Origin of the sequence: Marinobacter sp. EN3 (assembly GCF_000475315.1) — a bacterium.
Classification (GTDB): Bacteria; Pseudomonadota; Gammaproteobacteria; order Pseudomonadales; family Oleiphilaceae; genus Marinobacter; species Marinobacter nauticus.
Window position 1 is genome coordinate 73688 of the sequence record NZ_AXCC01000011.1, and the last position, 23161, is coordinate 96848.

19 protein-coding genes are annotated in these 23161 nt (G+C 58.8%); 9 read left to right on the forward strand and 10 right to left on the reverse strand.

The genetic code is table 11. From position 1 onward, the window contains the following. Positions 1-85: 85 nt before the first annotated feature. From Q675_RS23750 to Q675_RS23770, 5 genes are all read left to right on the forward strand, one after another. Complete coding sequence (locus Q675_RS23750) at positions 86-1159, forward strand: extracellular solute-binding protein (protein WP_023010712.1); 1074 nt, start codon at positions 86-88, stop codon at positions 1157-1159. Between the two features lie 5 nt (positions 1160-1164). After that, the gene (locus Q675_RS23755) at positions 1165-2259 is read left to right on the forward strand and encodes an ABC transporter ATP-binding protein (protein ID WP_011783899.1); all 1095 of its coding nucleotides are present in this window, start codon (positions 1165-1167) and stop codon (positions 2257-2259) included. Further along, a complete protein-coding gene (locus Q675_RS23760) occupies positions 2256-3116 on the forward strand; it encodes an ABC transporter permease (RefSeq protein WP_011783900.1) in 861 nt (286 codons plus the stop codon). Before Q675_RS23755 ends, Q675_RS23760 begins: the two co-directional genes overlap by 4 nt. Before the next feature lie 4 nt (positions 3117-3120). Further along, positions 3121-3969 (forward strand): ABC transporter permease, encoded by an 849-nt coding sequence (locus tag Q675_RS23765; protein WP_011783901.1) that lies wholly within the window; start codon positions 3121-3123, stop codon positions 3967-3969. Positions 3970-4070: 101 nt separating this feature from the next. Beyond that, positions 4071-6272, forward strand: a complete 2202-nt coding sequence (locus Q675_RS23770; protein ID WP_227499503.1) for a sensor domain-containing diguanylate cyclase — start codon at positions 4071-4073, stop codon at positions 6270-6272. 2 nt (positions 6273-6274) lie between these two features. Here the strand turns inward: Q675_RS23770 and Q675_RS23775 are convergent, their stop codons facing one another. From Q675_RS23775 to Q675_RS23815, 9 genes are all read right to left on the reverse strand, one after another. Beyond that, the gene (locus Q675_RS23775) at positions 6275-7687 is read right to left on the reverse strand and encodes an alanine/glycine:cation symporter family protein (protein ID WP_011783903.1); all 1413 of its coding nucleotides are present in this window, start codon (positions 7685-7687) and stop codon (positions 6275-6277) included. 149 nt (positions 7688-7836) lie between these two features. Then, positions 7837-8280, reverse strand: a complete 444-nt coding sequence (locus Q675_RS23780) for a universal stress protein (RefSeq protein WP_011783904.1) — start codon at positions 8278-8280, stop codon at positions 7837-7839. Positions 8281-8310: 30 nt separating this feature from the next. Beyond that, on the reverse strand, positions 8311-9597 hold the full coding sequence (locus tag Q675_RS23785; protein WP_011783905.1) for a TRAP transporter large permease: 1287 nt from the start codon (positions 9595-9597) through the stop codon (positions 8311-8313). Between the two features lie 36 nt (positions 9598-9633). Continuing rightward, complete coding sequence (locus Q675_RS23790) at positions 9634-10227, reverse strand: TRAP transporter small permease (RefSeq protein WP_011783906.1); 594 nt, start codon at positions 10225-10227, stop codon at positions 9634-9636. A gap of 106 nt (positions 10228-10333) precedes the next feature. Further along, positions 10334-11362 carry a TRAP transporter substrate-binding protein DctP gene (gene dctP / locus Q675_RS23795; protein ID WP_011783907.1) on the reverse strand — a complete coding sequence of 343 codons (1029 nt, stop codon included), beginning with the start codon at positions 11360-11362 and terminating at the stop codon, positions 10334-10336. A 141-nt stretch (positions 11363-11503) separates the two neighbouring features. After that, positions 11504-12043: a YqiA/YcfP family alpha/beta fold hydrolase gene (locus Q675_RS23800; protein ID WP_011783908.1), complete on the reverse strand. Its 540-nt coding sequence runs from the start codon at positions 12041-12043 to the stop codon at positions 11504-11506. A 13-nt stretch (positions 12044-12056) separates the two neighbouring features. Beyond that, entirely contained in the window at positions 12057-13076 is a 1020-nt protein-coding gene (locus tag Q675_RS23805; protein WP_022993348.1) for an LLM class flavin-dependent oxidoreductase, read from the reverse strand. Positions 13077-13207: 131 nt separating this feature from the next. Further along, on the reverse strand, positions 13208-15031 hold the full coding sequence (gene nadN / locus Q675_RS23810; RefSeq protein WP_022993347.1) for an NAD nucleotidase: 1824 nt from the start codon (positions 15029-15031) through the stop codon (positions 13208-13210). 22 nt (positions 15032-15053) lie between these two features. Then, positions 15054-17528, reverse strand: a complete 2475-nt coding sequence (locus tag Q675_RS23815; RefSeq protein ID WP_264673081.1) for an ExeM/NucH family extracellular endonuclease — start codon at positions 17526-17528, stop codon at positions 15054-15056. Between the two features lie 185 nt (positions 17529-17713). Here Q675_RS23815 and Q675_RS23820 point away from each other — a divergent pair, with 185 nt between their 5' ends. The 3 genes from Q675_RS23820 to Q675_RS23830 all read left to right on the forward strand — a co-directional run bounded on the left by Q675_RS23820 (position 17714) and on the right by Q675_RS23830 (position 20288). Beyond that, positions 17714-18262 (forward strand): glutathione peroxidase, encoded by a 549-nt coding sequence (locus Q675_RS23820; protein WP_023010715.1) that lies wholly within the window; start codon positions 17714-17716, stop codon positions 18260-18262. A gap of 93 nt (positions 18263-18355) precedes the next feature. After that, entirely contained in the window at positions 18356-19537 is a 1182-nt protein-coding gene (locus Q675_RS23825; RefSeq protein ID WP_023010716.1) for a mechanosensitive ion channel family protein, read from the forward strand. Continuing rightward, a complete protein-coding gene (locus Q675_RS23830; RefSeq protein ID WP_022993343.1) occupies positions 19530-20288 on the forward strand; it encodes a putative 4-mercaptohistidine N1-methyltransferase in 759 nt (252 codons plus the stop codon). The genes Q675_RS23825 and Q675_RS23830 overlap by 8 nt, the downstream gene beginning before the upstream one ends. A 115-nt stretch (positions 20289-20403) precedes the next feature. On the opposite strand, the gene Q675_RS23835 is transcribed toward Q675_RS23830, so the two are convergent. Then, entirely contained in the window at positions 20404-21189 is a 786-nt protein-coding gene (locus Q675_RS23835; RefSeq protein ID WP_022993342.1) for an FCD domain-containing protein, read from the reverse strand. Between the two features lie 220 nt (positions 21190-21409). Between Q675_RS23835 and Q675_RS23840 the strand changes: the two genes are divergently transcribed. Beyond that, positions 21410-23101 carry an L-lactate permease gene (locus Q675_RS23840; RefSeq protein ID WP_022993341.1) on the forward strand — a complete coding sequence of 564 codons (1692 nt, stop codon included), beginning with the start codon at positions 21410-21412 and terminating at the stop codon, positions 23099-23101. Positions 23102-23161: the final 60 nt, after the last annotated feature.

Genomic DNA, 23161 nt, shown 5'->3' on the forward strand with positions numbered 1-23161 from the left:
CAAAACTGAAATACATGGTCTATAACTTCCTGATAACAAAACCTTAGCGAGTTCGCATAACACCGTTTCAGGGGAATGAACGACCATGGCACTGCGCAAGACACGGATATCAGCACTGGCCACCCTGCTGGCCGCAACCACAGCTTCCGGCAACCTGCTGGCGGAAGAACTTCGCCTGATTACCTGGGGTGGCTACGCCCCGGATGAGGTGGTCGCCCAGTTCGAGGAAGAAACCGGAATTGATGTAAAGATCACCTTGTCCAACAACGAGGACATGATCTCCAAGCTTCGGGCCACCGGTGGCGCCGGTTTTGATCTGGCCCAGCCGAGCCAGGATCGCATCGTGGGTGTACAGCGCCAGTTCAACATCTACAAGCCCATTGATTACAGCCGCATCAATACCGGCCAGTTGCAGGCGTCGATGGTGAAGGCGACTCAGGAGTCGACGGCTCTGGATGGTCAATCTTACGGTGTGCCCTCGGTCTGGGGTACCAGTGGCCTGATTGTGCACAGTTCCGTCGCGGACACCGTTACCGATTACACCGACCTGTGTGACCCGGCAGTGGCTGGCAAAGTGAGTTACCGCCTGAAGCGGCCGACGCTGATCGGCTTTGCCTTCGCCATGGGCATGGATCCATTTGCGGCCTATGAAGACCGGGACGAGTACCAGTCCATCCTGGCGAAAGTGGAAGACAAACTGATCGACTGCAAAGACAACGTGAAAACCTACTGGACCGGTGGCGACCAACTGCTGTCGCTGCTTCGTACCGGAGAAGTGACCGCTGCCATGGCCTGGGATGCCGGCGGCTGGAAGCTGAATGCGGAGAACCCGGACATCCGCTTTGTGGCGCCGGAATCCGGAGCCCTGGGCTGGATTGATACCTTTGCTATCCCGCGCCGCAGCGAGAACGAAGAGGCCGCCTACAAGTGGATCAACTTTGTGATGCAGCCGGAAATTGCGGCCAAAATCACCAATGCCTCCGGCAACTTCACGGCCTCCAAAGGGGCCGATGAGTTTGTGAACGCTGAGCTGCGGGACGCCTATCGCCTGAGCTTCGATGAAGAAGCCATCAACAACATCAAATGGTATCCGCCGGTACCACCGGGGCTGGAAGCCATGGAAGGGCAGGTGCTGGATCGCGTCCAGGCGGCGAACTGATCCTTATGGCAACAGAGTCTGACCTGTCCTGCAGCGGACTGGTCCGCCGCTTTGGTAATAACGCGGCGGTGGACCATGTGTCGCTGGATGTTCCTGCGGGCACCTTTTTTTCCATTCTGGGGCCGTCGGGGTGTGGCAAGACCACCCTGCTGCGGCTGCTGGCAGGCTTCGACAAGCCGGATGAAGGAGATATCTTCATTCGCGGCCAGCGCATGAATGAGGTGCCGCCTAACAAGCGCCCGGTGAACATGGTGTTCCAGCACCTGGCGCTGTTCCCCACCATGTCCGTCGGTGACAACATTGGCTATGGCCTGAAACGCAAGAAGGTGCCCGCGGCCGAGCGCCGCAAGCGGATTGCACGGGTGCTGGAACAGGTGGGGCTGCCGGAACTGGAGAATCGCAATCCCCAGGAATTGTCGGGTGGCCAGCGCCAGCGCGTGGCCCTGGCCCGCTGCCTGGTGCTCGAACCCACCTTGTTGTTGCTGGATGAGCCTCTCGGTGCCCTGGATCTGAAACTTCGGGAGCAGATGAAGGTCGAGCTCAAACACCTGCAAAAGCAATTTGGCACCACCTTTGTGTACATCACCCATGACCAGTCCGAAGCCATGGTGATGTCGGATCAGGTGGCGGTGATGAAAAATGGCCGCTTCGAGCAGGTGGCGCCGCCGGAGGAGCTTTACCGGCATCCGGCAACGCCGTTTGTCGCGGGGTTTGTCGGCGACAACAATCGCCTGGCGGGGACGGTGGTGTCCGTGGCCGATGATGTGGCGGCTGTTCGTCTGAGCGATGGTGCGGTGGTACGCGGTCGGTCTGCATCGGCGGGCCTGGCACCTGGTGCCCAGGCAGAATTGTACATTCGGCCGGAATCATTGTCGTTTTCGCAAACGGCTGCGGTCGCGGGTTCCTCCTCACTGCAGACCCGAGTCCGGACCACGCTGTTTGATGGCGCCAACAGCCGGGTTGAAGTCGAAAGCAATGGCCAGGCACTATTTGCACGACTCCCCCAGGACGGCTCGGCGCCGGCGCTGACGCAGGACGGCCACCTTGAGCTGTCGTGGGATCCGGACCTGGCCCGGGTATTTGGAGCTGCGCACCAGTGAATAGCTCGGTTAGCCGTTTCTCGCTGTGGCTGTTATTGGCGCCTTTCCTGCTCTGGATAGTGCTATTGGTGCTGGTGCCCCATCTACAGATGTTGCGGGTGTCGTTCCAGGTACGGGAAAGCTGGGATACCCTGGCCTGGGGGCTGGAGCAGTACCAGAATTTCTTCAGTGAATCCTACTACTGGCGTACCTTCGTGCGTACCGGGCTCATGTCCCTGTTCACCACCTTCCTCACCCTGCTGATTGCCTTTCCCATTGCCTGGTACATTGCCCGCCTGGCCCGTGGGAGGAGCAAGGGTATTCTGTTCCTGGCTTGCCTGATCCCGTTCTGGGCCAGCGAGTTGGTGCGTACCTACGGCTGGATGATCCTGTTGCGGGAGAGCGGCCTGTTCAGTTCCTGGCTGCAGGCGCTGGGCTGGGTGGATGGCCCGGTGGAGATGCTCTACAACGATGTCGCGGTGATCATCGGCCTGGTCTACAACGGCCTGCTGTTTATGGTGGTGCCGCTGGTGACCACGCTCGACGGCATGGACGAGAACCTGGTCGAGGCCGGCTACGATCTGGGTGGCGGCCACGGTACCGTGCTGCGGGAGGTAGTGATTCCCTGGGCCATGCCGGGCATTGTCTCCGGCTGTATTGTGGTGTTCATGCTCACCCTGGGCAGTTACCTCACGCCGATTCTGATGGGGGGCAAAGACAGTGCCTGGTTTACTCAGCAGATTTTCACCCAGTTCATCACCCGGTTTAACTGGGAGCAGGGGGCGGCTTTGGGGGTCTTGCTACTGGTATTGTCGTCGCTGCTGGTCTGGCTGGGCCTGAAGCTGACCGGGCAATCCCTGCGCAAGGTTATGGGGTGATGTCATGATCCGTTCTGTACCTCGGTCCCGGTTGTTTGATGCCCTTTACCTGAGCTATCTGTTGGCCTTTTTCCTGTATCTTGCGTTGCCTTTGCTGGTGACGGCCGTGTTCGCATTCAACGACTCGCCGTTCCCGTCATTACCGTGGCAGGGTTTTACCCTGGACTGGTATCTGGCCGACGGCACCGACGGGCGTACCGGGCTGTTTCACGACGACGGATTGCTCAGTGCACTCTGGGTCAGTACCAAAATTGCGTTCTGGGTGACGCTGGTCAGTGTGGGGCTTGGCTGCGTGAATGCAGTATTGTTCGAGCGGGTGGAGTTTCGCGGCAAGGAGCTGCTGTATCTGTTGATGCTGCTGCCGCTGGTGATTCCGGGCGTGATTCTCGGGGTATCCATTCTGGTGTTCTACAGTGGCATGGCCAACGATGTCTCCCGCTTGTGGGGTATCGAGCTGGACCTGTTCCGGCCGGGGCTGACACTGGTGGTGATGGGGCAGGTTACCTTCATTACCACTCTGGCTACTCTGGTGATTGCCGCACGGCTGCGCAAATTCGACCGACAGCTGGAAGAGGCTGCCCTGAATCTGGGTGCCACGCCGCTTGTGGCCTGGTTCACGGTTACTCTGCCGTGGCTGCTTCCCTCCATCCTCGGGGCCGCGGCGATGGCGTTTTTGATGTCCTTCGAGAACTTCAATACCACGGTCATGCTCACCGGTAGTGATACCCCGCTCACCGTGGCCCTGTTCAATCGTCTGCGGGAAGGCTCAACGCCGGTGTTGAACGCGGTGGCGCTGTTTCTGATGCTGGTGTCTGCGTTGCTTGCGCTGTTTACCCTCCGACAAAAAAGTTGAGAAAGTTCTGTATCTGGCGTTTACGGATTATACTGGAACGATCACTCCTGAAAGCGGGTTCTGCTTTGCACGCGTCCACTTGTCGCATCAGATTTCTGCTGGTGATCATCGCCCTCGGGGTCTTTCTGTCCCAGCCGGGATTGGCTGCGATGCAGCCGGTGGACGAGGGATGGCAGTATCGCTGGGGAGATTCCCCGTTTCAGTCAGATGGCACGCCATTGTGGATCCTGGAAGACTCCCCGGAACACTGGCATGACATTGGTTTTCCTTCGAACCCTCCTGGCCGCGACGGTCGTGAGCATGCCTGGTTCAGAGTGCAATTGCCTGAAGGTAGCTGGTACCAGCCCGTCCTTTATATCTACAGCGTCGACATCATTGTACAGGCCTGGTTTCGGGGTGAATTGCTCTATCAATATGGCACCTTTGACCAGGAGGGAAGGGGCCGTTTTGAGGGATGGCCCTGGCATGAAATACGGCTACCCGAGGATTATCAGGGAGAGACGCTCTATTTCCGGATATTCTCGAATTACACCGACATAGGGTTATGGGGGGAGGTCGGGATTACCGATCATGCCGATCTGACGGTATACCTCCTCGGGGGAGCTGCTGAGGAACTGGTAGTCTCGGCATTGTCGGCTCTGATAGCTTTTCTGGCTCTGGTGTTCGCCGTAATCCAAAGGGGCCAGCGCAGTTTCGCCAGCATTGCTCTGTTTTCATTCCTGACCTCGGTGATGCTGTTGGCTGAGAGCCAGGCGAGCTTGTTGATTGCTTACAAACCTTTGTTGTGGGACTACCTCGCGGCCGGCTCTTACTACCTGATTCCTATGGCGTTGGCCTTGTTGTTGCGGCAATGGCTAGGCGCTGCACGTCCGGTGCTGATCAGCTGGCTGGTGTGGATTCATCTTGGATTGGCGGTGAGCGCCCTGGCCCTGGCGTTGGTCGGCGCGGTCGACCTTTCTTCGACCTTCCCGGTGTTTGATGTGTTGCTTCTGGTCTCGCTGGTGGTGATGGCTGGCGCTGTGTTGCCACGCTTTCGTGTGCTGTTCGGGGAGCAGCAGGTGCTGGTGGTGGCTTGTGGTGGGCTGGCGGTGCTGCTGATTGTTGATATGGCCGTTGCTCACGGGTTCCTGCCCTGGGGCCGGGTGCCGGTGAGCTGGGGAGCGCTGGGTTTCTCGCTGGCGGTGGTCAGTATTTCGGTCTGGCACTACGGCAAGACCCAGAAAGAGCTCCAGCAACTGAACGTCCGGCTGGAACAGAAGGTTCGGGAGCGCACCGCCCGCGCTGAGTCGCTGGCAGAAAGAGAAGTCGCCAGGGCCCGCTTGTTGGCACTGGAAAGCAAGAAAAGCCAGAAACTGGCGGATGTGATTGCGGCTCTGCAGGATTGCGCCGGCATTGAGGAAGCGTTCGAGCCCCTGTTAAGAGCCATGCCGGAGCTCTACCTGCCCATGACCGGTTGTTTCTATCGAAGAGGCATCGATGGGCAGTACGACCGAGTGGTTCACTGGGGCGGTACCCCGGAGGATGTGTTCCCGGCGTCACTGGGGGCGAACCTGTCCGTCCTGACCGAAACCGTACTCCCGGTACGCAGTTACGATTTACCGGCTCAGATGTGCTTTTTCCTGCGGATAGAGTCTGCCCGCTCCGGCAATCGGCCTGAAGGGGTGTTGATGCTGGAGCGCCCGGACCTGCCGCCAGTGGTGAAAGACTATGGCATCGCAAGGGTGATTTCCTGGGTATACCAGTCGGTTGAGAAAATTGGCATTACCCTGTCTGGGCTGGCCTTGAGGGCTGAATTGCAACGATTCTCCTATGAGGACAGCCTGACCGGACTGAAAAATCGTCGCTACTTTGATGAGCTCTTTCGCCATGAGCGGGAAGTCTCGGCTCGTTCTGATCGGCCGCTATGCCTGCTGATTTTCGATATTGATCACTTCAAACTTTTCAACGACTGTCATGGCCACGAGGCCGGTGATCAGGCGCTGAGAATGGTCGGTGACGTGCTCGCTACCTGTTTTCGCGGCAGTGATACCGTTTGCCGTTATGGTGGTGAGGAGTTTTCGGTGCTGATGCCCGGGGCGTCCCTTGATGAGGCCCGGCAAAGGGCCGAGCAACTGCGGGCGGCCATCTCAGCCGAGCCAGTGGAACATCGGGGTGAAAACCTGGGGAGCCTGACCATTTCAGCAGGCATTGCTTGCTGGCGGGAGAATTGTCCGGAGTTCGACGAGCTGTTCCGGGCCGCCGACCAGGCTCTGTACCAGGCCAAGGAAACGGGCCGCAACCGAGTAGTTGCGGCCTCGCTCTGACATCAATGCCAGATATTGCTGTCGATTTTTTCGTGCAGCTCAGGATAGTCCTTGGACTTGAAGTGCGGCACCAGGCCTTCCTTGCGCTGAGCCAGGTAATCTTTGGTCAGCTTCACAACCGTGCCGGACAACAGAACGATAGCAATCAGGTTGATGGTGGCCATCAGCCCCATGGATGCGTCCGCCGCATTGAATACCGTGACCACCGCTTCGTAGCCACCCCAGATCACCATGCCCAGCGCAGCGAGCCGCAACAGGGTCAAGCCCAGAGTGTTGCCGCCGCGCAGGTAGATCAAAGCGTTCTCGGCGTAGGTGTAATTGGCGACAATGGAGGTGAAGGCGAAGAACAGAATCGCGATGGCGATAAAGTAGCCCCCGAACTCACCCAGGTGTACTTCCATGGCCTGTTGGGTCAACTGGGTGCCGGTCACGCCGGAACCCGGCTCCAGAACGCCAGCCAACAGGATCATCACGGCCGTCGCCGTACAGACAATGATGGTATCGATAAAGACACCGAATGCCTGAACCAGACCCTGTGAAGAGGGATGATGCGGAGCCGGGGTTGCGGTCGCGGCAATGTTGGGTGCCGAGCCCATACCGGCTTCGTTGGAGAACAGGCCGCGTTTGATGCCATTCAGCATGGCAGCGGTAATGGAGCCTGCCGCGCCGCCGGCGGCCTCTTCCAGGCCAAAGGCACTTTTTACGATCAGCGCCAGAATGCCCGGGACTTCGGTAATGTTCATGGCCATCACGCCCAGCGCCAGGAGTACGTAGGCGCCGGCCATGAACGGCACGACAAACTCAGCGAAGCGAACGATCTTGCGCAGACCGCCAAAGATGACAATGCCGGCAAAAGCCGCGATGACGACGCCGACACCCAGCTTGGGCACACCAAAGGCGCCCTGCATGGCATCGGCAATGGAGTTGGCCTGTACGGCGTTGAAAACCAGGCCGAAGGAGATAATCAGGCAGACCGCGAAAATGGCCGCAGCCCAGGGCGCTTTCAGGCCTTTGGCAATGTACACCGCCGGGCCTCCCCGGTACTGGCCCTTGCCGTCGCGAACCTTGTACAGCTGGGCCAGAGTGCTTTCAGCGTAACCGGTGGCCATACCGACGAGGGCTACCATCCACATCCAGAAAATGGCACCGGCACCGCCCAGGTACAGGGCAACCGCAACCCCGGCAAGGTTACCGGTACCCACCCGGGAAGCCAGGCTGGTGCACAGGGCCTGGAACGGAGAAATCCCGTGTACGTCGCTTTCCCGGGAACCACGGATGGCGCGGACCATTTCGCCGAAATTGACGAACTGAAGGAAGCCCAGACGGATGGTAAAGAAGACACCTACGGCAAGCAGGCCATAGACGAGGACATAGCCCCAGAGGATCGAGTTGAGAAAATCAACAATTGCAGTCATGGCTAGACGCCTTGTGATTTGTGAATGAGAAGTAATCCGAGGCGAGGCAGTCTAGCACGGTGAAAAATCAAGCAGACTGCGGAAATCCGTGATTGCCGGACAGCAAGGAATATGCTGTCCGGCGGCACTGCGTGGAGGGGTTCGCCGGTTCAGACCACCAGCACCGGGCACTTGGCCTGGGAGGCAACCCGGTGCGAGACGCTGCCCAGAAAGGTGCCGTCCTTGTCGCTGTTGGTGCCCTTGGTGCCCACTACAATCAGGTCGGCTTCCTTGTCCTGGGCAAATTTCACAATCACCTTCGAGGGCCGGCCGGCCTTGACGAAACCGCGTACCTTGGTGGCGCCATGCTCCTTGGCCAGCTCCTTGGCGTGATTCACTACGCCTTTGGCATACTCAGACAGCACCTTGTCCGGGATGTCCATGTCGTCGGGCCGTCCGATAGACAACGACGCCTCAAACAGGCTGTGATGCTTGTAAACACAGAGGATGTAGATCTCGGCGTCCGGGATCAGTTTCTGCAGTTCAATGGCTTTATCCAGAGCCTTGAGTGAGGTTTTGGAACCATCCACAGCGGCCAGAATCCGTTTAAACATGTTGTTCTCCTTTCATCAGTGGCTGTGGATCTAGTCCCTGAACGCGATGTCACGCAGGAACAGGGCAATATCCGGGAAGGCGATGATCAGGCCGGCAGCCGCCACCAGCATGAAAATGAACGGAGGCGTACCCCGGATAACTTCCATGTAGGGCCGTTTGAAGATGGCAATGGCGGTGAAAATGTCGCAGCCAAAGGGTGGCGTGGCAGAACCGATGGCCACCTGCAGGGTAATCAGCACACCGACAAGCACCGGATCCAGCCCGGTGGCCTGAATGGCCGGCGCAAAGATCGGTGTCAGCACCAGGATAACCACGATGGGATCGACGAACATACAGGCGATGAAGAAAGCCACACAGATGGCAATCAGCACGCCCACAGGCCCGGCCTCGTTGACGCCCACCGCTTCCAGGATGGCCTGGGGAATCTGGGCAAAGGAAATGATCCAGGAGAAGCCATTACCCACGGCCACCAGAATGAACACCACAGCCGTGATCAGCCCGGTGGATTTGGCAATCTTGTAAATGTCGTTCAGTTTCAGTGACCGGAAGACCACAAACTCCAGCAGGAAGGCGTAGAGCACGCAGACTGCTGCTGCTTCTGTGGGGCTGAAAATGCCGCCGTAGATACCGCCGACAATGATCACCGGGAACATCAGGGGCCAGGAGGCATCCCTGACTGACATCGCCCGTTCTTTCCAGCTGGCCTTGGCTTCCGTCGGAACATCGTTCTTGTAGGCGTAGATCAGGCAGTAGATCGAGAACATGAACAAAATCAGGATGCCCGGGCCGATACCCGCAATGAACAGCTCGGCAATGGAGGTTTCCGAGATGACCCCGTAGATGATCATGCCGATGCTGGGAGGGATCAGGAAGGCGATATCACTGGCGTTGATAATCAGAGCCAGCGTGAACGGATCGGAGTAGCCAGCTTTGAGCATTTTCGGGCGCAGCGGTGAGCCTACGGCAACCACGGTGGCCTGGGTTGAGCCAGACACCGCCCCGAACAGGGTGCACGAGGTGGCGGTACTGATGGCGAGGCCACCTTTGATGTGGCCGATAAAGGCCATGACCATATTGATCAGGCGGTCCGCAGACTGGCCCCGGGTCATGATATCGGCCGCCAGAATGAACATGGGTACCGCAATCAACGACGCTGGCCGGATGCCACCCATCATCTGCTGGATGAATGTGCCCATCTGCCCGAAGCCATCGAACATCATAACGAAGCCGATGACGGCAGCAGTGGTTAGCGGAATCATCATCGGGAAGCCCAGAAGCAGCAGCCCGATCATGACGATCATCATAATAGTTGCCATGGTGTGTCTTTCCTTAACCTATGGGTTCACGCTGCTTCAGACTTCGGTTTCAGTATCGGCGTAGCCATCCACCACACCCGTCGACAGGTACACGTCTTTGGTGGTGAAGTTCTTGATGGCGGTCAGCAGGTACTGGATGCCGGTAATGGCGAAACCGACAGGGGCCCAGATGTAAATCCACCAGATCTCAAAACCAAGCGCTGGCAAAATCCGACCTCGGCTGTACAGGGTCTGGATATACTCGAAGGAGTGATAGCACAGGAAAAACATGACCACGGAGGTAAACAGGGCGATGATGATCATCAGTACCTTGCGGCCCTTGGTCGGGAAGGCATCGTACATGGCGGACATGCGGATGTGGCGGCCGTGCCGGGCGGCGTAGCCAATGCCCGCAAAGGTAATCAGAATGATCAGAATCCGGTTGATTTCACCGGAGAAAAACAGGCCCTCGCTGAACACGAAACGGGCAATAACATTGGCGCAGGTGTTTACCGCCATCAGAATCACGCCAGCGGCGAGCATGACGGCTTCAATTTTTGAAATCCAGACGTCAATCGTGCCCAGAAAGCCGGGCAAGCCGGACTCATAGTGACCGGTATCGTCTTCGATCTCCGGGGAATTCTCGGACATGGATTCTGCTCCAGAACATGTCGCTCCCGGCGGGAAGAATCCCCGGCGGGGCGGGGTTAAAGCTGGGTTGCCACCCGCCGGAGCGGGGGCAACCGTTTGGCGAGGTTCAGTCGCTCTGAACTTCTTTCAGATCTTCCTTGAACTGCTCCAGCAGCTCTTTACCACGCTCACCGGTCATTTCGATGAACTTCTCTTCCACCTGTGGTGCGCGGGCCTTGAAGGCTTCGATCTGTTCGTCAGTCAGACGGGTCACGGTAACTTCGTCGCTGTTGGACTGGATCTTTTCCAGGGCCTCGTCCGCCAGACCATCAATGTGCACGATGATTTCCTCGAAGGCGTAATCGGCGGCATCCTGAACCAGCTTCTTGTCCTCATCAGACAGGCCTTCGTAGAAGTTCTGGTTCGCCATCATGGCGGTGGTGAACCAGCCGTGGCCGGTGAATACCAGGTTCGGGGAAACCTCATACAGACCACCTGACTCAATCCAGAAAATCGGGTTCTCCTGACCCTGGATCATGTTGGTCTGCAACGCACCGTATACTTCACCCCATGGCAGCGGGGTTGGGGTAGCACCAAACGCAGAGTAGGTCTCGGACAGAAGCGGGTTGGTCATTACCCGGATCTTCTTGTTGTTGAAGTCTTCCGGAGAGGTCACCGGCTCATCAACGGTCACTACCATTTCCCCTTCCGGGTACATCTTCAGCAGCTCAAGACCTTTTTCAGAATACAGCTCCGGGAAGTCCTCATTGATGGCCTCACTCTCGCGGAAGAACTCGATCACGGTATCCATTTCGGTGGGCATGAGGTACGGGATAAAGAAGATCTGCGCTTCCGGGATCAGAGAGCCGGTAAAGCCAGGAGACTGGTTTACAAAGTTCAGGATACCGGCCTGGGTTTGTTCCATGATGTCGTCAGACTCACCCAGCTCACCGAAACGGTAAATCTGCAGGGTGTGGTCGGAATTCTCTTCAATGTATTCCTTGAACTTGTACGCGAATACGTCCTGAACGTCGCCTTCGTATTCTTCATGGGCGTAGCGCCAATTGGCGGCATTCACGGCATTTGCCGCGGTCAGGCCGGCAAATGCCAGCGCTGAAATACCAGCCAGTTTCCTGAATTTACTTGTGCTGCTCATCGGGTTGTCTCCGCTCGTTATTTTACGTTAATCCATTGTTACATTATTAAAGACTGGCAAATCAAAGCGGTTTTCGCAAGGAAACGGGGGAAATAAGCTGCACGCAAATAGCCGATTAAGCCAAATTGCAAGTGCATGAATTCAGGATGGATTCGGGTTTTCAACACACAGGAACAGGAACCTTCTGAACTCCTCTGCCACCCGCTGGACACTGTTTTCGAGCCGATGTCCGTCGGGTAGGACCAGGGCTTCAATCTGCTGCCTCCGGGCCAGCTCCAGAACCGGCATTACCGGTACCACATCGTCGTTCCAGCCGTGGATAATGCGAGCGTGGCGGGCGCCGATCACCGGGTTGGACTCCGGATAATCCGGTAGCGCCAGTGCCGGTGCCAGCATAAAACAGCCCCTGACCGGAGCCTGTTCGCTGGTCCGGGCGCAGACCCAGCCGCCCATGCTCGAGCCTGCCAGGATGGTCTGTTCGGGCCTTGCACCGGCAGCTGCCATGGCGTGGCGCATCTGCTCCAGGCGTTCGGCAGGGTCTTTAGTGCTGCGATGATCCACCGCCTCGGCATAAACGCCTGAAAACGTTTCAGCCACCGTTTTCAGGGCCTGGATCTTGGTACTGCCGGGGCCACTTTCCAGACCGTGGGAGAGAAAAACATGGAATGCCGGTTGAGCCATGATCAGGTTCTGCCTAGTTGATGGTTGCGTCGGAGTCGGTTTGCGGGGAACGGGTTTCGGCCAGGATATCCAGGGCCTGCCGGCGTTTGTCCGGGTCGTGGATATCAATGGTGAACATCAGTTCGTCCACCTGAATGTCGGTCAGCAGGTCGTCGAGTTGCCGGCGCAGGTCTTCACTGTTACCCATGATCTGCAGTTTCAGGAAGTCCCGCACGCCGGCCTCCTCGGCCGGATTCCAGAGTCCGTCCATGGATTCGACCGGCGGTCGCATCCACAGCGGCTGTCCGCGGAACAGGGCCAGAATGCGCTGGTAGCTGGTGGTGGCCAGATGCCGCGCTTCGTCCTTTGAGGTCGCGGGGATAGCGGGAATCGCCAGCATGGCGTAGGGCTGTCGCAGCTGCTCTGAGGGCTCGAAGTTCTCTCGATAGACCTTCAGGGCTTCCCGGTAGAGCCGCGGTGCGAAGTGGCCGGCGAAGGCATAAGGGAGGCCCCGCATCGCCGCCAGTTGTGCGCTGTACAGGCTTGAGCCCAGCAGCCAGATAGGAACATTGGTGCCAGCACCGGGAATGGCTTTCACCGGCTGACCCGGTTGCAGCGGCCCCAGCAGGTTCTGCAGACGGGCTACGTCTTCCGGGAATTGCTCGGCGCCCAGGCCATCCCGTCGCAGTGCCCGGGCAGTGACCGGATCGGTACCCGGCGCGCGGCCAAGGCCGAGATCGATTCGGCCCGGATAGAGACATTCCAGGGTACCGAATTGCTCGGCAATCACCAGCGGTGGATGGTTCGGCAACATGACACCGCCGGAGCCCACCCGGATCCTCCCGGTTTTACCAGCGATGTGCCCCACCAATACCGAGGTGGCGGAACTGGAAATCCCTTCCATGTTGTGGTGCTCGGCCAGCCAGAAACGTTTGAAGCCAAGAGACTCCGCATGCTGGGCGTAGCGCACGCTGTTAGCCAGTGTGGTCGCCACGGAGTCGCCCTCGCGCACGGAGGCCAGTTCGAGCAGGGAGTAATCGGGTGTTCTGGACATGGGGTTCCCGTACCTGTGAAGAAACAACGGTATTCAGCGTTTCACAATGACGCCAGCGGACGGTTTCTTCAAGGGTTATGACGGGAGGGGCAGGAGCATCCGCTGGTGCCGGATGCTCCTGCCACCGCTCATTACGGCGCGGGCGTGTACATCTGAGTGGAGTACTCGCCTTGGGCAGGTTTGCTGAGGGTGACCTCTTCCTTGACGTAATCGACGAAGGATTGAGCATAGTCCAGGAAGGTATCCCTGGCACGGCCATCCTCGCTGACGGTTCCGAAGGTGAGGTACCCGTCACGGCCAGCCGCGGTGAAGCTGTTGGTGACGACGTTGAGGGTTTCGGCGTCGGTCAGAGCGCGCCAGGTGGTTTCACCCCGCGGGCGAACTTCGATGTCGTAGAGGCGTTCGCCAGCAGGCCTGGCCATGTCGACGGTCCAGCGCAGACCGGCCGCATAAGGATAGGCACCCGTGGAACCGCCTTCAACATGGGCATAGTCTACGGCTTCGTTCAGCACCTGTCGGATTTCCTCACCAGTCATGGTCAGATCGGTGAGGGTATTGGCAAACGGCAGCAGGTTGTAGGCATCACCAATGGTGATATCGCCGGCCAGAATGTCAGTGCGAACGCCGCCGGCGTTCTGGATCGACACATCCGCATTCTTGCTCTGGAACAGGAAGGCCTGAGCCACCAGGTTCGGAATGTCACCACCCCGGTTCGGGTCTTCATTGGCGCAGGTGTTATCACCGTAAGGCCGGCCGGGGATACGCGCCAGGCACAGGTCTTCGGATGCGGTACCGATGACCTGATTGCGGAAGCTGTCCAGCTGGTTGGTGTACGTGGCCAGGGTTTGAGCGCCGGTTGGGTCGTCCACGACAAGGCTGAGCTGAGGGTCCTCCTCGATGGCTGCCTGAATGGCTGCCAGTTCCTCGCCTTCCGGTTGGTAGCCATCCTCGGTACCGTCATCACGAATGATGGGGGTACCCAGCAGCAGGTGCGGGGTGCCGGAGCAGGATGAAACCGTGCCATTTTCGTCCCAGGTCACGCTCAGTTCACCCAACACACGTGAGTACTGCCAGGCCTGGGCCACGCACACTTTGTCACCGTCGGCATTGGTCACTTCGGTGGGGTAGGGGCCGGAGGCACTCAGGCCGTAGGCGTCAAAGTCACCCAGCAGGGTGTGGGAATCTCCGCCGATAATGACATCCACTCCGGACAGGCGCTCGGCCAGTGCCAGATCGTTGGCATACTGGTAGTGGGTCAGCAGGATGATCTTGTCGATGCCTTGGTCGTTCAACTCATCAATCATGGCCTGGGCGGTTTCGGTTTCGTCCAGAAACTCAGTGCTTGCCAGCGGGCTTGAGCTGTTGCGGGTTTTGGTGGCGATGTCGATGCCGATGATGGCCACCTGCTGGCCATCAATGTTCTTGATGGTGTATGGCTGGATGTAATCGTCCTGGGCCACCGGGGCCAATGGGGTGCCGATGGCCGGTTTGACGTTGGCCGCGAGAACCGCCGTGTTACAGCTGCCTGCCGCCAGGTAGTCGAGGAACTTCACCAGCCCTTCGTCACCGCGATCAAACTCGTGATTGCCCAGGGCAAAGGCATCAAAACACACCAGGTTCATCAGCTCGGCATCGGCCTCACCCTCGAAGGAGGTGAAGTACAGGGTGCCGGTCATGGCATCTCCGGCATGCAGTTTCAGCACGTTGTCCAGTTCGGCGGTTCGTTCGTTGATCTTGGCGATCACCCGGGGGAAGCCGCCAGCGCTGAATTCGGTTTCTTCACCGGCAACGTCCAGCGATTGTGAGCCCGCCTCAAGGTGGGAGTGGTGGTCGTTGATATGCAGAATGTTAACGGTAAGGCGCTCGGTTTCCGGTGCGGGCGCGTCGTCGTTATCACTGTTACAGCCGGTCAGGGCAATCAGCGGGATTGCCAGCCAGAGTCCTTGTCGAATCATTACTCTATCTCCGTTGTGGGGGTTAGCGGCTGGTCAGCACGCGAATCAGGGCGATCAGGTCGCGATGGCTAATGCGCCCGTCACCGTCAATGTCGTAAGCCGGAGCCGTGGCTTTGCCGAACAGTATCGCCAGCACCAGGCGCGACAGGTCCCGGCCGTTAACGCGGCCATCGCCGTTCAGGTCGGCGCGGTTTACCGGGGTTCTGGTATCGAGATTCAGGGCAACGATCACAGGGTCATGGTCAGAGGCCCGGTAAGCGTCCGGTGCGTAGAAGCTGGCCTGCTGCTCCGGGGTCTTGAACTCGGTGTTGTAGTCCAGGGCTCTGGGCTCGTCGGCATTGATCGGCCAGACGGTGGTGTCGGCAATTTTGCCGGCCAGGGCGGTATTGGCCAGAGCGTGGTCCAGATAGCCGGCCTGGCCATAGAACACGTAGGAATACGCCTGCTCGCCAACGTAGGTCGCCAGCAGATCGGTATAGCCGGCACTGGCCAGGGCGCGAATGGGGTCTTCTTTCGCGTAGGCGTTGAGGTCGCCGATGATTAACACATCCGGTTCGCCGGTTCCGGTGGCATCGTCTGCCAGCCAGGATGCCAGCGCCTGGGCGGCCTGGGTCCGTACTGGATTCCAGCAGCCCTGACCATCGTTCTGGTCAGCGTTGCTGCCTTCGGCACTGCCGCAGCCTTTGGACTTGAAGTGGTTGACGGCAATGGTGACGCCATCGTCTGAATCCTTCAGCCGAAAGGTTTGTGCCAGGGGCTGGCGGTTCAACTGGTCAAAAGGAGCCGCGCTCAGAGTGGCGGCGGTGCCAACGATCTCGACACGGTCGGAGCGGTACAGCAGGCCAACGGCAATGTCATCATTGCCCAGTTGTGCCAGGCCGGGATCGACCCACTGCCATTCGGAACCCAGGGCCCTGGCAAGTTCGGCAATGGCACTGGTCTGGCCGTAGCCGTCATTCTCGATTTCCATCAGGCCGATGATGTCGGCATCAAGGGCGACCAGGGCACTGACCAGCTTCTCGGTCTGGCGGGCCAGTTCTTCCGGGTTGTCTGCGCCCCGCGCCGTCGGGAATCCGCCGCCCATGCCGTCACCGTTGAAGAAGTTCAGCACGTTGAAAGAAGCCACCACCAGGTTACCGCGATCCTCAAGGCCGGGCTCGGTTACACGTGCATTTGCCTGGCTGAAGGACGGGCTCGCGGTCGGCTGCAGACGCCATTCCGAAAAACGGTAGTCGAGAACGCCGGCAAGATCCTGAACGGTGTCGCCAGCGCGCACGGTCTGGCTGGCGCTCAGTTGCGGTGTCGGGTAGGGCACGATGGCCGGGTTCTGGCGGTTACTGGCGTCGTCCAGGATAATCCGGTCCAGCGCATTCAGATCAGCCACCAGTGCGGCATCCGCTCCGGGCTCAGCGATACTGGTGGGGATAAAGTGGCGACCGCTCCCGAGGGTCAGGCTGCCGTAACGGCCCAGGTCGTAGTTGTCGTTCACCATAAGAGGCGCGCTGAATTTTACTCGCATGGCTTCAAAGGCTTCCGGAGCTGTTGCATCGGCCCAGGGCAGTGAAATATTCGTCGGTGGTGGAAGCTCCGAGGTGCCACAGTTTTCGGTACCGCCCAGATTGGTCAATTCGGTCAGGCCGTCGTATTCGGTCACTTCACCGGCAAGCCGCAGGCGCTGGCCGGGCTCGGCGTTCAGAGTTGGCGCATAGACAAACAGGCCTTCGGAGGTGGCGAGGTTGTCGTCGCGGTCTGAGGCTTCTTCCTCCACAAAGATGCCGCCAAGGCCATCGTTGGTGTTGAAGGTGGCTGTAACCACGGCCTCGATCACCACGTGCTGGCCGGCAACCGGGCTGATATCGCCTTCGCCCTGAATGTCCGAAATGCGGGTGGCGGGAGCGCCACAGGTCAGATCCGGCGCAGTCGGTGGCTGGTCCGGGTTATCGTCATCGTTGCCGGCGACGCCGAGATCGTCGAAGCTGTTCAGGGGAAAGCCGTCAAAGACCGTGGCCGGGTCGTAATCATCGTAGGCATCGGTATCGGCCAGGGTGCCTGCACGGCGGCGCAGAGTGCGATCCTGAGTGCGGGTATCCCCGGAGCCCCAGTAGCTGCCGGGGTCTGTGCCGACCTGGCCGATACTGTCAGCAACCGTGCCGCCATTCAGGAGCAGGACAGCGTCATCACCGTTGAACAGCCCGGCTCCGGTGGTTTGATCCGCCACAGCGAGAATGGCCGGGTCAGCAGCGCTATGCGCGAAAACGAAGTTGCTGCCCGGAGCAATCGAACCCTCCAGGTTGAAGGTTTGCCCGGGGGTGGCGCTGCCGTTGAAGAAAACCTGCAGCTCCCAGGGGGCAAGATCCACCACCGCGTTGCCGGTGTTGAGCAGTTCAATGGCTTTGTTGTTGCTGGAGCCTTCGACATACTCGCTGATGACCAGCGATGCCTGTGTTGTCGATGCCAGAAGGCCGCCGATGGCGGCTGCCAGCAGCGTCGGTTTCATCGTCATGGTACTGTCCTTGTTTCGGTTATGTTGTGTGTTTTGACACCACAATCTGACCGTGCTGTGTGACGATGACATGAGAGTTTTGTGAAGGATGCTTTGCCGGTTTGTGTCAATGTGGACAACGCGCCTGAGCAGTTTGGTAATCCAGTGCGTATACAGGGGATGTGTCGACAGGAGGGCCGATGATGCGTTGGACAGTCTTGAAGTGTGTGAGTGTGCTTTTACTGTTAGGGTTGACGGTGCCTGCCGTTGCCCGGGATTGCCCGGATTTCCTGGACCACGAGCAGCGCAAGCTGCACTCCCGGGATTCGGTGAATCTGTGCGAAGTGGCTGCTGGCAAGCCGATGCTGGTGGTGAACACAGCCAGCCGTTGTGGTTATACCGGTCAGTTTGAAGGCCTGGAGGCCTTGCACCAGCGGTACAAGGATCGGGGGCTGACGGTCGTGGGATTTGCCAGTGATGACTTCCGGCAAGAGGCGGATTCCGAAGAAGAAGCCGCGAAGGTCTGTTTTGTGAACTTTGGTGTGAGTTTTACCATGATCGCGCCGAGCGCAGTGACCGGTGAGCAGGCCAATCCGGTGTTTCAGGAAATCAATCGCCAGAGCCAGCCGCCACGCTGGAACTTCACCAAGTATGTGATCGATCGTGAGGGTAAGGTGGCAGCCCGTTTCCCGAGCCAGGTGCGTCCCGAAGATGCCCGGTTGATTCAGGCCCTGGAATCGGTTCTGTAATCCCCGGCCGGTTTGCGGATAGCAGTCTATTCTGAAGGCAAAGGTTGTTCACCGCTCCGGGTGTAGTATGCAGTGTTTGGAAAAGGATGCCCTATGGCAGAAGCCCTGTTTGAATCCGTACGAAGCCAGATAGCACAGAATCTCTCGGCTACCCTGGACGCTCTCGCGGGCGGACAGACCGATTGGGTGGCCCTGGCCGGGCATGTTCTCAGTCAACTGCTGATTTCGGTGATCTACCTCGGCATTCTGTTGCTGGTCTATGCCATTCTGATCAGCCTGATACGCCTTGTCGTCGGCAGCCGACGCAGCTCGAAGCCCTGGTTTAGTCAGTTGCGCACTGGCATCCGTTATCTGTTCGGGCTGGGCGGATTGCTGGTGATTATGGCGCAATTCGAGGCCTCGCCGGAGCTGTTGAAGGGCATGGCCAGGGCGGGCCTGATGGCGTTGGGCTTTTTTGTGGGCTGGCTGGCGATTGGTCGTCTGCTGCGGGAGACGATGAATCGCTACCGTCTGGAACCCTCTATCCGCCAATTGGTCGAGAATCTGTTCTCGGTGCTCACCGTTACCTTCGCGGCCGTTACGGTGCTGTCCCAGTTCGGTTTCGATGTGGTCTCCATCGTCGCGGGTCTGGGGATCGTAGGGATTGCCGTCGGGTTTGCGGCCCAGTCCACGCTGTCGAACTTTATTGCGGGTATTACGTTGCTGATTGAGCGCCCCTTCCGGATTGGCGATTGGGTCACCATCAACGGCCAGGATGGTAAGGTGGTGAAGATCGCCCTGCGGACCACCTGGCTGCGTACCCGGGACAATATCTTTACCATGATCCCGAACGATAACGTGGCGTCCTCGGAGATCATCAATTACAGCGCCGAAGGGGCGACGCGCCTGAACATTCCAGTTGGCATTGCCTACAAGGAGTCTGCCAAGGCAGCCCGGGACGTGATTATGCCGGTTCTGCTGGCGCACTCTGAAGTCTTGCAGGGGCCGGGTATGGAGCCGCGAGTGGTGGTCAAGACTCTGGGCAACTCTTCAGTCGATCTGGAGGTCAAGATCTGGATTACGCCGGACAATCTGGAGGTTCAGCCCAGAATTATGGCTGATGTGCTTGAGAAGATTAAGGAAGCCCTGGACGACGCGGGCATTGAAATACCTTTCCCGCACCTGCAACTGTTCATAGATGATGCCAAAGGGCTTGCCCCGTTGGTGCAACCGTTTTACCCAAGGCCGACGGAACAAGGGAAAGGCCTGTCGTCGCCAGGAGACAATCATGAATGAGCCGTCCGGCTACTACGAGAGCAACACCACCCTGGCCCAGTATCTGGAGTTTCACTTCGGTGAAAGCTGGCATGGTGAAGCCAATTTTCCGAAAGAACTGGCCGATGCCGCGCTTGGAGCGCTGGATGGCCGCGCCAGCTGCCGGGCGTTGGATATCGGTTGTGCGGTAGGACGTACCTCGCTGGAGCTGGCCCGCCAGTTTGATCATGTCGATGGGGTCGATTATTCGGAAACCTTTATCGGCAAATGCCGTGAGGTGGTGCGGGAGGGGGTTGCGCGGTATGCGCGGCCCGAAGAGGGCGAGCTGGTCAGCTACCAGGAGCGGTCACTGGCAGCCCTGGGTCTGACCGAGGCTGCCCGCCGCGTGGCGTTCCATCAGGGCGATGCCTGCAAGCTCGGCGCTGATTACCGGGACTACGATCTGGTGCTGGCCGGCAACCTGATTGACCGTCTCTACAACCCATCCCTGTTTCTGGAACAGATCCATGAGCGTATCAATGCGCTGGGGCTGCTGGTGATTGCTTCACCCTATACCTGGCTGGAGGAGTACACACCCAGGCAGGACTGGCTCGGTGGTTTCCTGAAAGACGGTGAGCCATTCACCACCCTGGATGGTCTCAAGGCGGCGTTGTCCCCCCGTTTCCGCTTGCTGGCAGAGCCCCGGAGCCTGCCCTTCGTGATCCGGGAGACCCGCAACAAGTTTCAGCACAGTTTTTCGGAGCTCACAATCTGGGAGAAGTTGCCGGATTAGCGTGCCCTGTCACACAAGCGTCATCTCTTCCGGTTAGTGTGAAGGCTCATCAGGACGACATGCATTGTGTTGATGCATCGTGTGATTGCTTATGCCGGGGCTTGCCCCGGCTTTTTTATGGAGCCCGGTGTTCGCCGCTCCCTTCCCTTCTCAACGCCCGTTCACGCCGTCGCGCGGTTTCGCTGCGTTCCGATATGGTTTGCTGCACAAACTGTATGTGCTCCCCTGCGATGGCCCTGGCGTCTTCTTCCCGGCCTTCAACGATGGCGTTATACAGCTTCTGGTGCTGGTCCATCAGGCCCTGGCGGGTCTGAACTTCGCGGGAGTACATGCCACCGATGTTGGTGACAATGTTGTTCTTGAGCATGCTGAACAGGTTGCGCATGGTGTGCAGCAGCACCACGTTGTGGCTGGCTTCAGCAATAGCCATGTGGAAGCGGGCATCGGCAGCCCCTTCTTCTTCCAGATTGTGGGCAGTGGAATTCTGGTAGCAGGCGTGGAGCTCTTCCCAGGCTTTGCCCAGCCGTGTCAGATCCACTTCCGTGGCGCGCAGGGCCGCGTAATAGGCACAGTCGCCCTCCAGTGTGCGACGGAACTCGAGCAAATCCCGGTGTGCTTCCGGGTGCTTTTCCAGCAGCGGGATGAGTGGGTCGCTGAAGCTGCTTCCCAGATTCTCCGCCACATAATTGCCGCCGCCCTGGCGGCTTTTCAGCAGGCCTTTGGCCGCCAGGCGTTGCACCGCCTCTCTGAGGGACGGGCGGGATACGCCGAATTGCTCCGCCAGCACCCGTTCCGGCGGCAGGCGCTGCCCCGGTTCCAGGGTTCCTTCCAGAATCATGGTCTCCAGTTGCTCGACAATGGTGTCGGCCAGCCGCCTGGGAGCAATCTGATTGATGGGCATGGTGTCTCGCTTGTATGTCTAAAAATTGGTCTTACCAATAAATCTTACCCCTGTCCATGCTTGTTTTTACAACAAAACTTCAACGCAATACGACCAATGTATGAGTGGGCGGTTTTGACACCATAAGGCCAGCTCAAATAACGTACTCGGCACAGGTTTGTAAATTGGTAATACCAATTATCCAAGAATAGAATCCAACAACAAGACCCTGGAGAACATGATGTCGTCCGGATTGCTCGCCCTGTTGGCGTTTACGCCCATTCTTCTTGCCGGAGTGCTGCTGATTGGCATGCGTTGGCCCGCCCGCCGTGCCATGCCCGTGGTATTTCTGGTTACCGCGCTGATTGGCTATAGCGCCTGGGATATGACCCTGAACCGTATCCTCGCCTCAACCTTGCAAGGGCTGGTAATCACCATCGGCCTGCTGTGGATTATCTTTGGCGCGATATTGCTGCTGAACACGCTGAAGCACTCCGGAGCCATCACCACGATTCGGGCCGGCTTTACCAACATCACCCCGGATCGCCGCATTCAGGCCATCATCATTGTCTGGCTGTTCGGCAGCTTTATCGAAGGTGCCTCTGGCTTTGGTACACCGGCCGCCATCGCCGCGCCCCTGCTGGTTGCGGTCGGTTTTCCGGCCATGGCTGCCGTCATGCTGGGCATGATGGTACAGAGCACGCCGGTATCCTTTGGTGCTGTAGGTACACCGATTGTGGTGGGAGTGACAACGGGTCTGGATCGGGCCAGCATTACCGAGCGACTGGAAGCCCTGGGCTCCAACTGGGATACCTACCTGCAGCTGATCACCTCGGAAGTGGCCATCACCCACGGCATTGTCGGTGTCGTTATGCCGGTACTGATGGTGACGATGATGACCCGCTTCTTCGGCAAGAACAAAAGCTGGAAAGAGGGGCTGGAGGTCCTGCCGTTTGCGTTGTTTGCCGGCATCGCGTTTGTCGTGCCCTACGCCCTGACCGGGGTGATTCTGGGGCCCGAGTTCCCGTCTCTGCTGGGTGGCCTGATTGGTCTGGCGATTGTGACCACTGCCGCCAAAAAAGGCTTCCTGATTCCGAAGCGGACCTGGGATTTTGCCGACAGCAAAGACTGGCCCAGTGAGTGGCTGGGCAGCATTGAGATGAAACTGGAAGACATCGCCGCCAAACCGATGAGCGGTTTCCGGGCGTGGGTACCTTACGTGCTGGTCGGCGTGGTACTGGTGCTCAGCCGCACCGTTGAACCGATCAAGCAAGCTTTCACCAGCGTTGGCGTGTCGTTCTCCAACATCCTGGGAGAAGCAGGTATTAATGCCGGGATCCAGCCACTTTACCTGCCGGGCGGTATTCTGGTGATGGTAGTGCTGGCAACTTTCTTCATCCACCGGATGAACCTGAAAGCGCTGAATTCGGCGGTGAAAGAATCCGGTGGCGTGCTGCTGAGTGCCGGTTTCGTGCTGCTGTTCACCGTGCCTATGGTGCGGATACTGATCAACTCCGGCGTTAACCTGTCGGACCTGCCGAGCATGCCGCTGGCCATGGCCAGCTGGGCTGCCGATGCGGTTGGCGGCATTTACCCGTTGCTGGCCCCCACGGTGGGTGCGCTCGGTGCGTTCCTGGCCGGTTCCAACACGGTCTCCAACATGATGTTCAGCCAGTTCCAGTTTGGCGTTGCCGAGAGCCTTGGTTTGTCCACCGCACTGATGGTGGCGGTGCAGGCCGTGGGTGCTGCGGCAGGCAATATGGTGGCCATCCATAACGTGGTGGCAGCATCTGCTACGGTCGGGTTGCTGGGCCGTGAAGGTCAGACACTGCGCAAGACGGTGTGGCCGACCCTATACTACCTGGTGATGACCGGTTCGATTGCGCTGCTGGCCGCCTACGGCCTGGGGCTGACGGACCCGTTACTGAACTGAAAACACTGGGATAACCACAACGGGTGGCCGGCTGCTGGCCGGACCGCCCGGAGGCAATGA

What these genes read in the sequence shown, in the direction of transcription:
- Q675_RS23750 (WP_023010712.1), top strand. Translation starts at nt 86, where the DNA reads ATGGCACTGCGCAAGACACGGATATCAGCACTGGCCACCCTGCTGGCC.
- Q675_RS23755 (WP_011783899.1), top strand. Translation starts at nt 1,165, where the DNA reads ATGGCAACAGAGTCTGACCTGTCCTGCAGCGGACTGGTCCGCCGCTTT.
- Q675_RS23765 (WP_011783901.1), top strand. Translation starts at nt 3,121, where the DNA reads ATGATCCGTTCTGTACCTCGGTCCCGGTTGTTTGATGCCCTTTACCTG.
- Q675_RS23775 (WP_011783903.1), bottom strand. Translation starts at nt 7,687, where the DNA reads ATGACTGCAATTGTTGATTTTCTCAACTCGATCCTCTGGGGCTATGTC.
- Q675_RS23780 (WP_011783904.1), bottom strand. Translation starts at nt 8,280, where the DNA reads ATGTTTAAACGGATTCTGGCCGCTGTGGATGGTTCCAAAACCTCACTC.
- Q675_RS23785 (WP_011783905.1), bottom strand. Translation starts at nt 9,597, where the DNA reads ATGGCAACTATTATGATGATCGTCATGATCGGGCTGCTGCTTCTGGGC.
- Q675_RS23790 (WP_011783906.1), bottom strand. Translation starts at nt 10,227, where the DNA reads ATGTCCGAGAATTCCCCGGAGATCGAAGACGATACCGGTCACTATGAG.
- dctP (WP_011783907.1), bottom strand. Translation starts at nt 11,362, where the DNA reads ATGAGCAGCACAAGTAAATTCAGGAAACTGGCTGGTATTTCAGCGCTG.
- Q675_RS23800 (WP_011783908.1), bottom strand. Translation starts at nt 12,043, where the DNA reads ATGGCTCAACCGGCATTCCATGTTTTTCTCTCCCACGGTCTGGAAAGT.
- Q675_RS23805 (WP_022993348.1), bottom strand. Translation starts at nt 13,076, where the DNA reads ATGTCCAGAACACCCGATTACTCCCTGCTCGAACTGGCCTCCGTGCGC.
- nadN (WP_022993347.1), bottom strand. Translation starts at nt 15,031, where the DNA reads ATGATTCGACAAGGACTCTGGCTGGCAATCCCGCTGATTGCCCTGACC.
- Q675_RS23815 (WP_264673081.1), bottom strand. Translation starts at nt 17,528, where the DNA reads ATGAAACCGACGCTGCTGGCAGCCGCCATCGGCGGCCTTCTGGCATCG.
- Q675_RS23820 (WP_023010715.1), top strand. Translation starts at nt 17,714, where the DNA reads ATGATGCGTTGGACAGTCTTGAAGTGTGTGAGTGTGCTTTTACTGTTA.
- Q675_RS23825 (WP_023010716.1), top strand. Translation starts at nt 18,356, where the DNA reads ATGGCAGAAGCCCTGTTTGAATCCGTACGAAGCCAGATAGCACAGAAT.
- Q675_RS23830 (WP_022993343.1), top strand. Translation starts at nt 19,530, where the DNA reads ATGAATGAGCCGTCCGGCTACTACGAGAGCAACACCACCCTGGCCCAG.
- Q675_RS23835 (WP_022993342.1), bottom strand. Translation starts at nt 21,189, where the DNA reads ATGCCCATCAATCAGATTGCTCCCAGGCGGCTGGCCGACACCATTGTC.
- Q675_RS23840 (WP_022993341.1), top strand. Translation starts at nt 21,410, where the DNA reads ATGTCGTCCGGATTGCTCGCCCTGTTGGCGTTTACGCCCATTCTTCTT.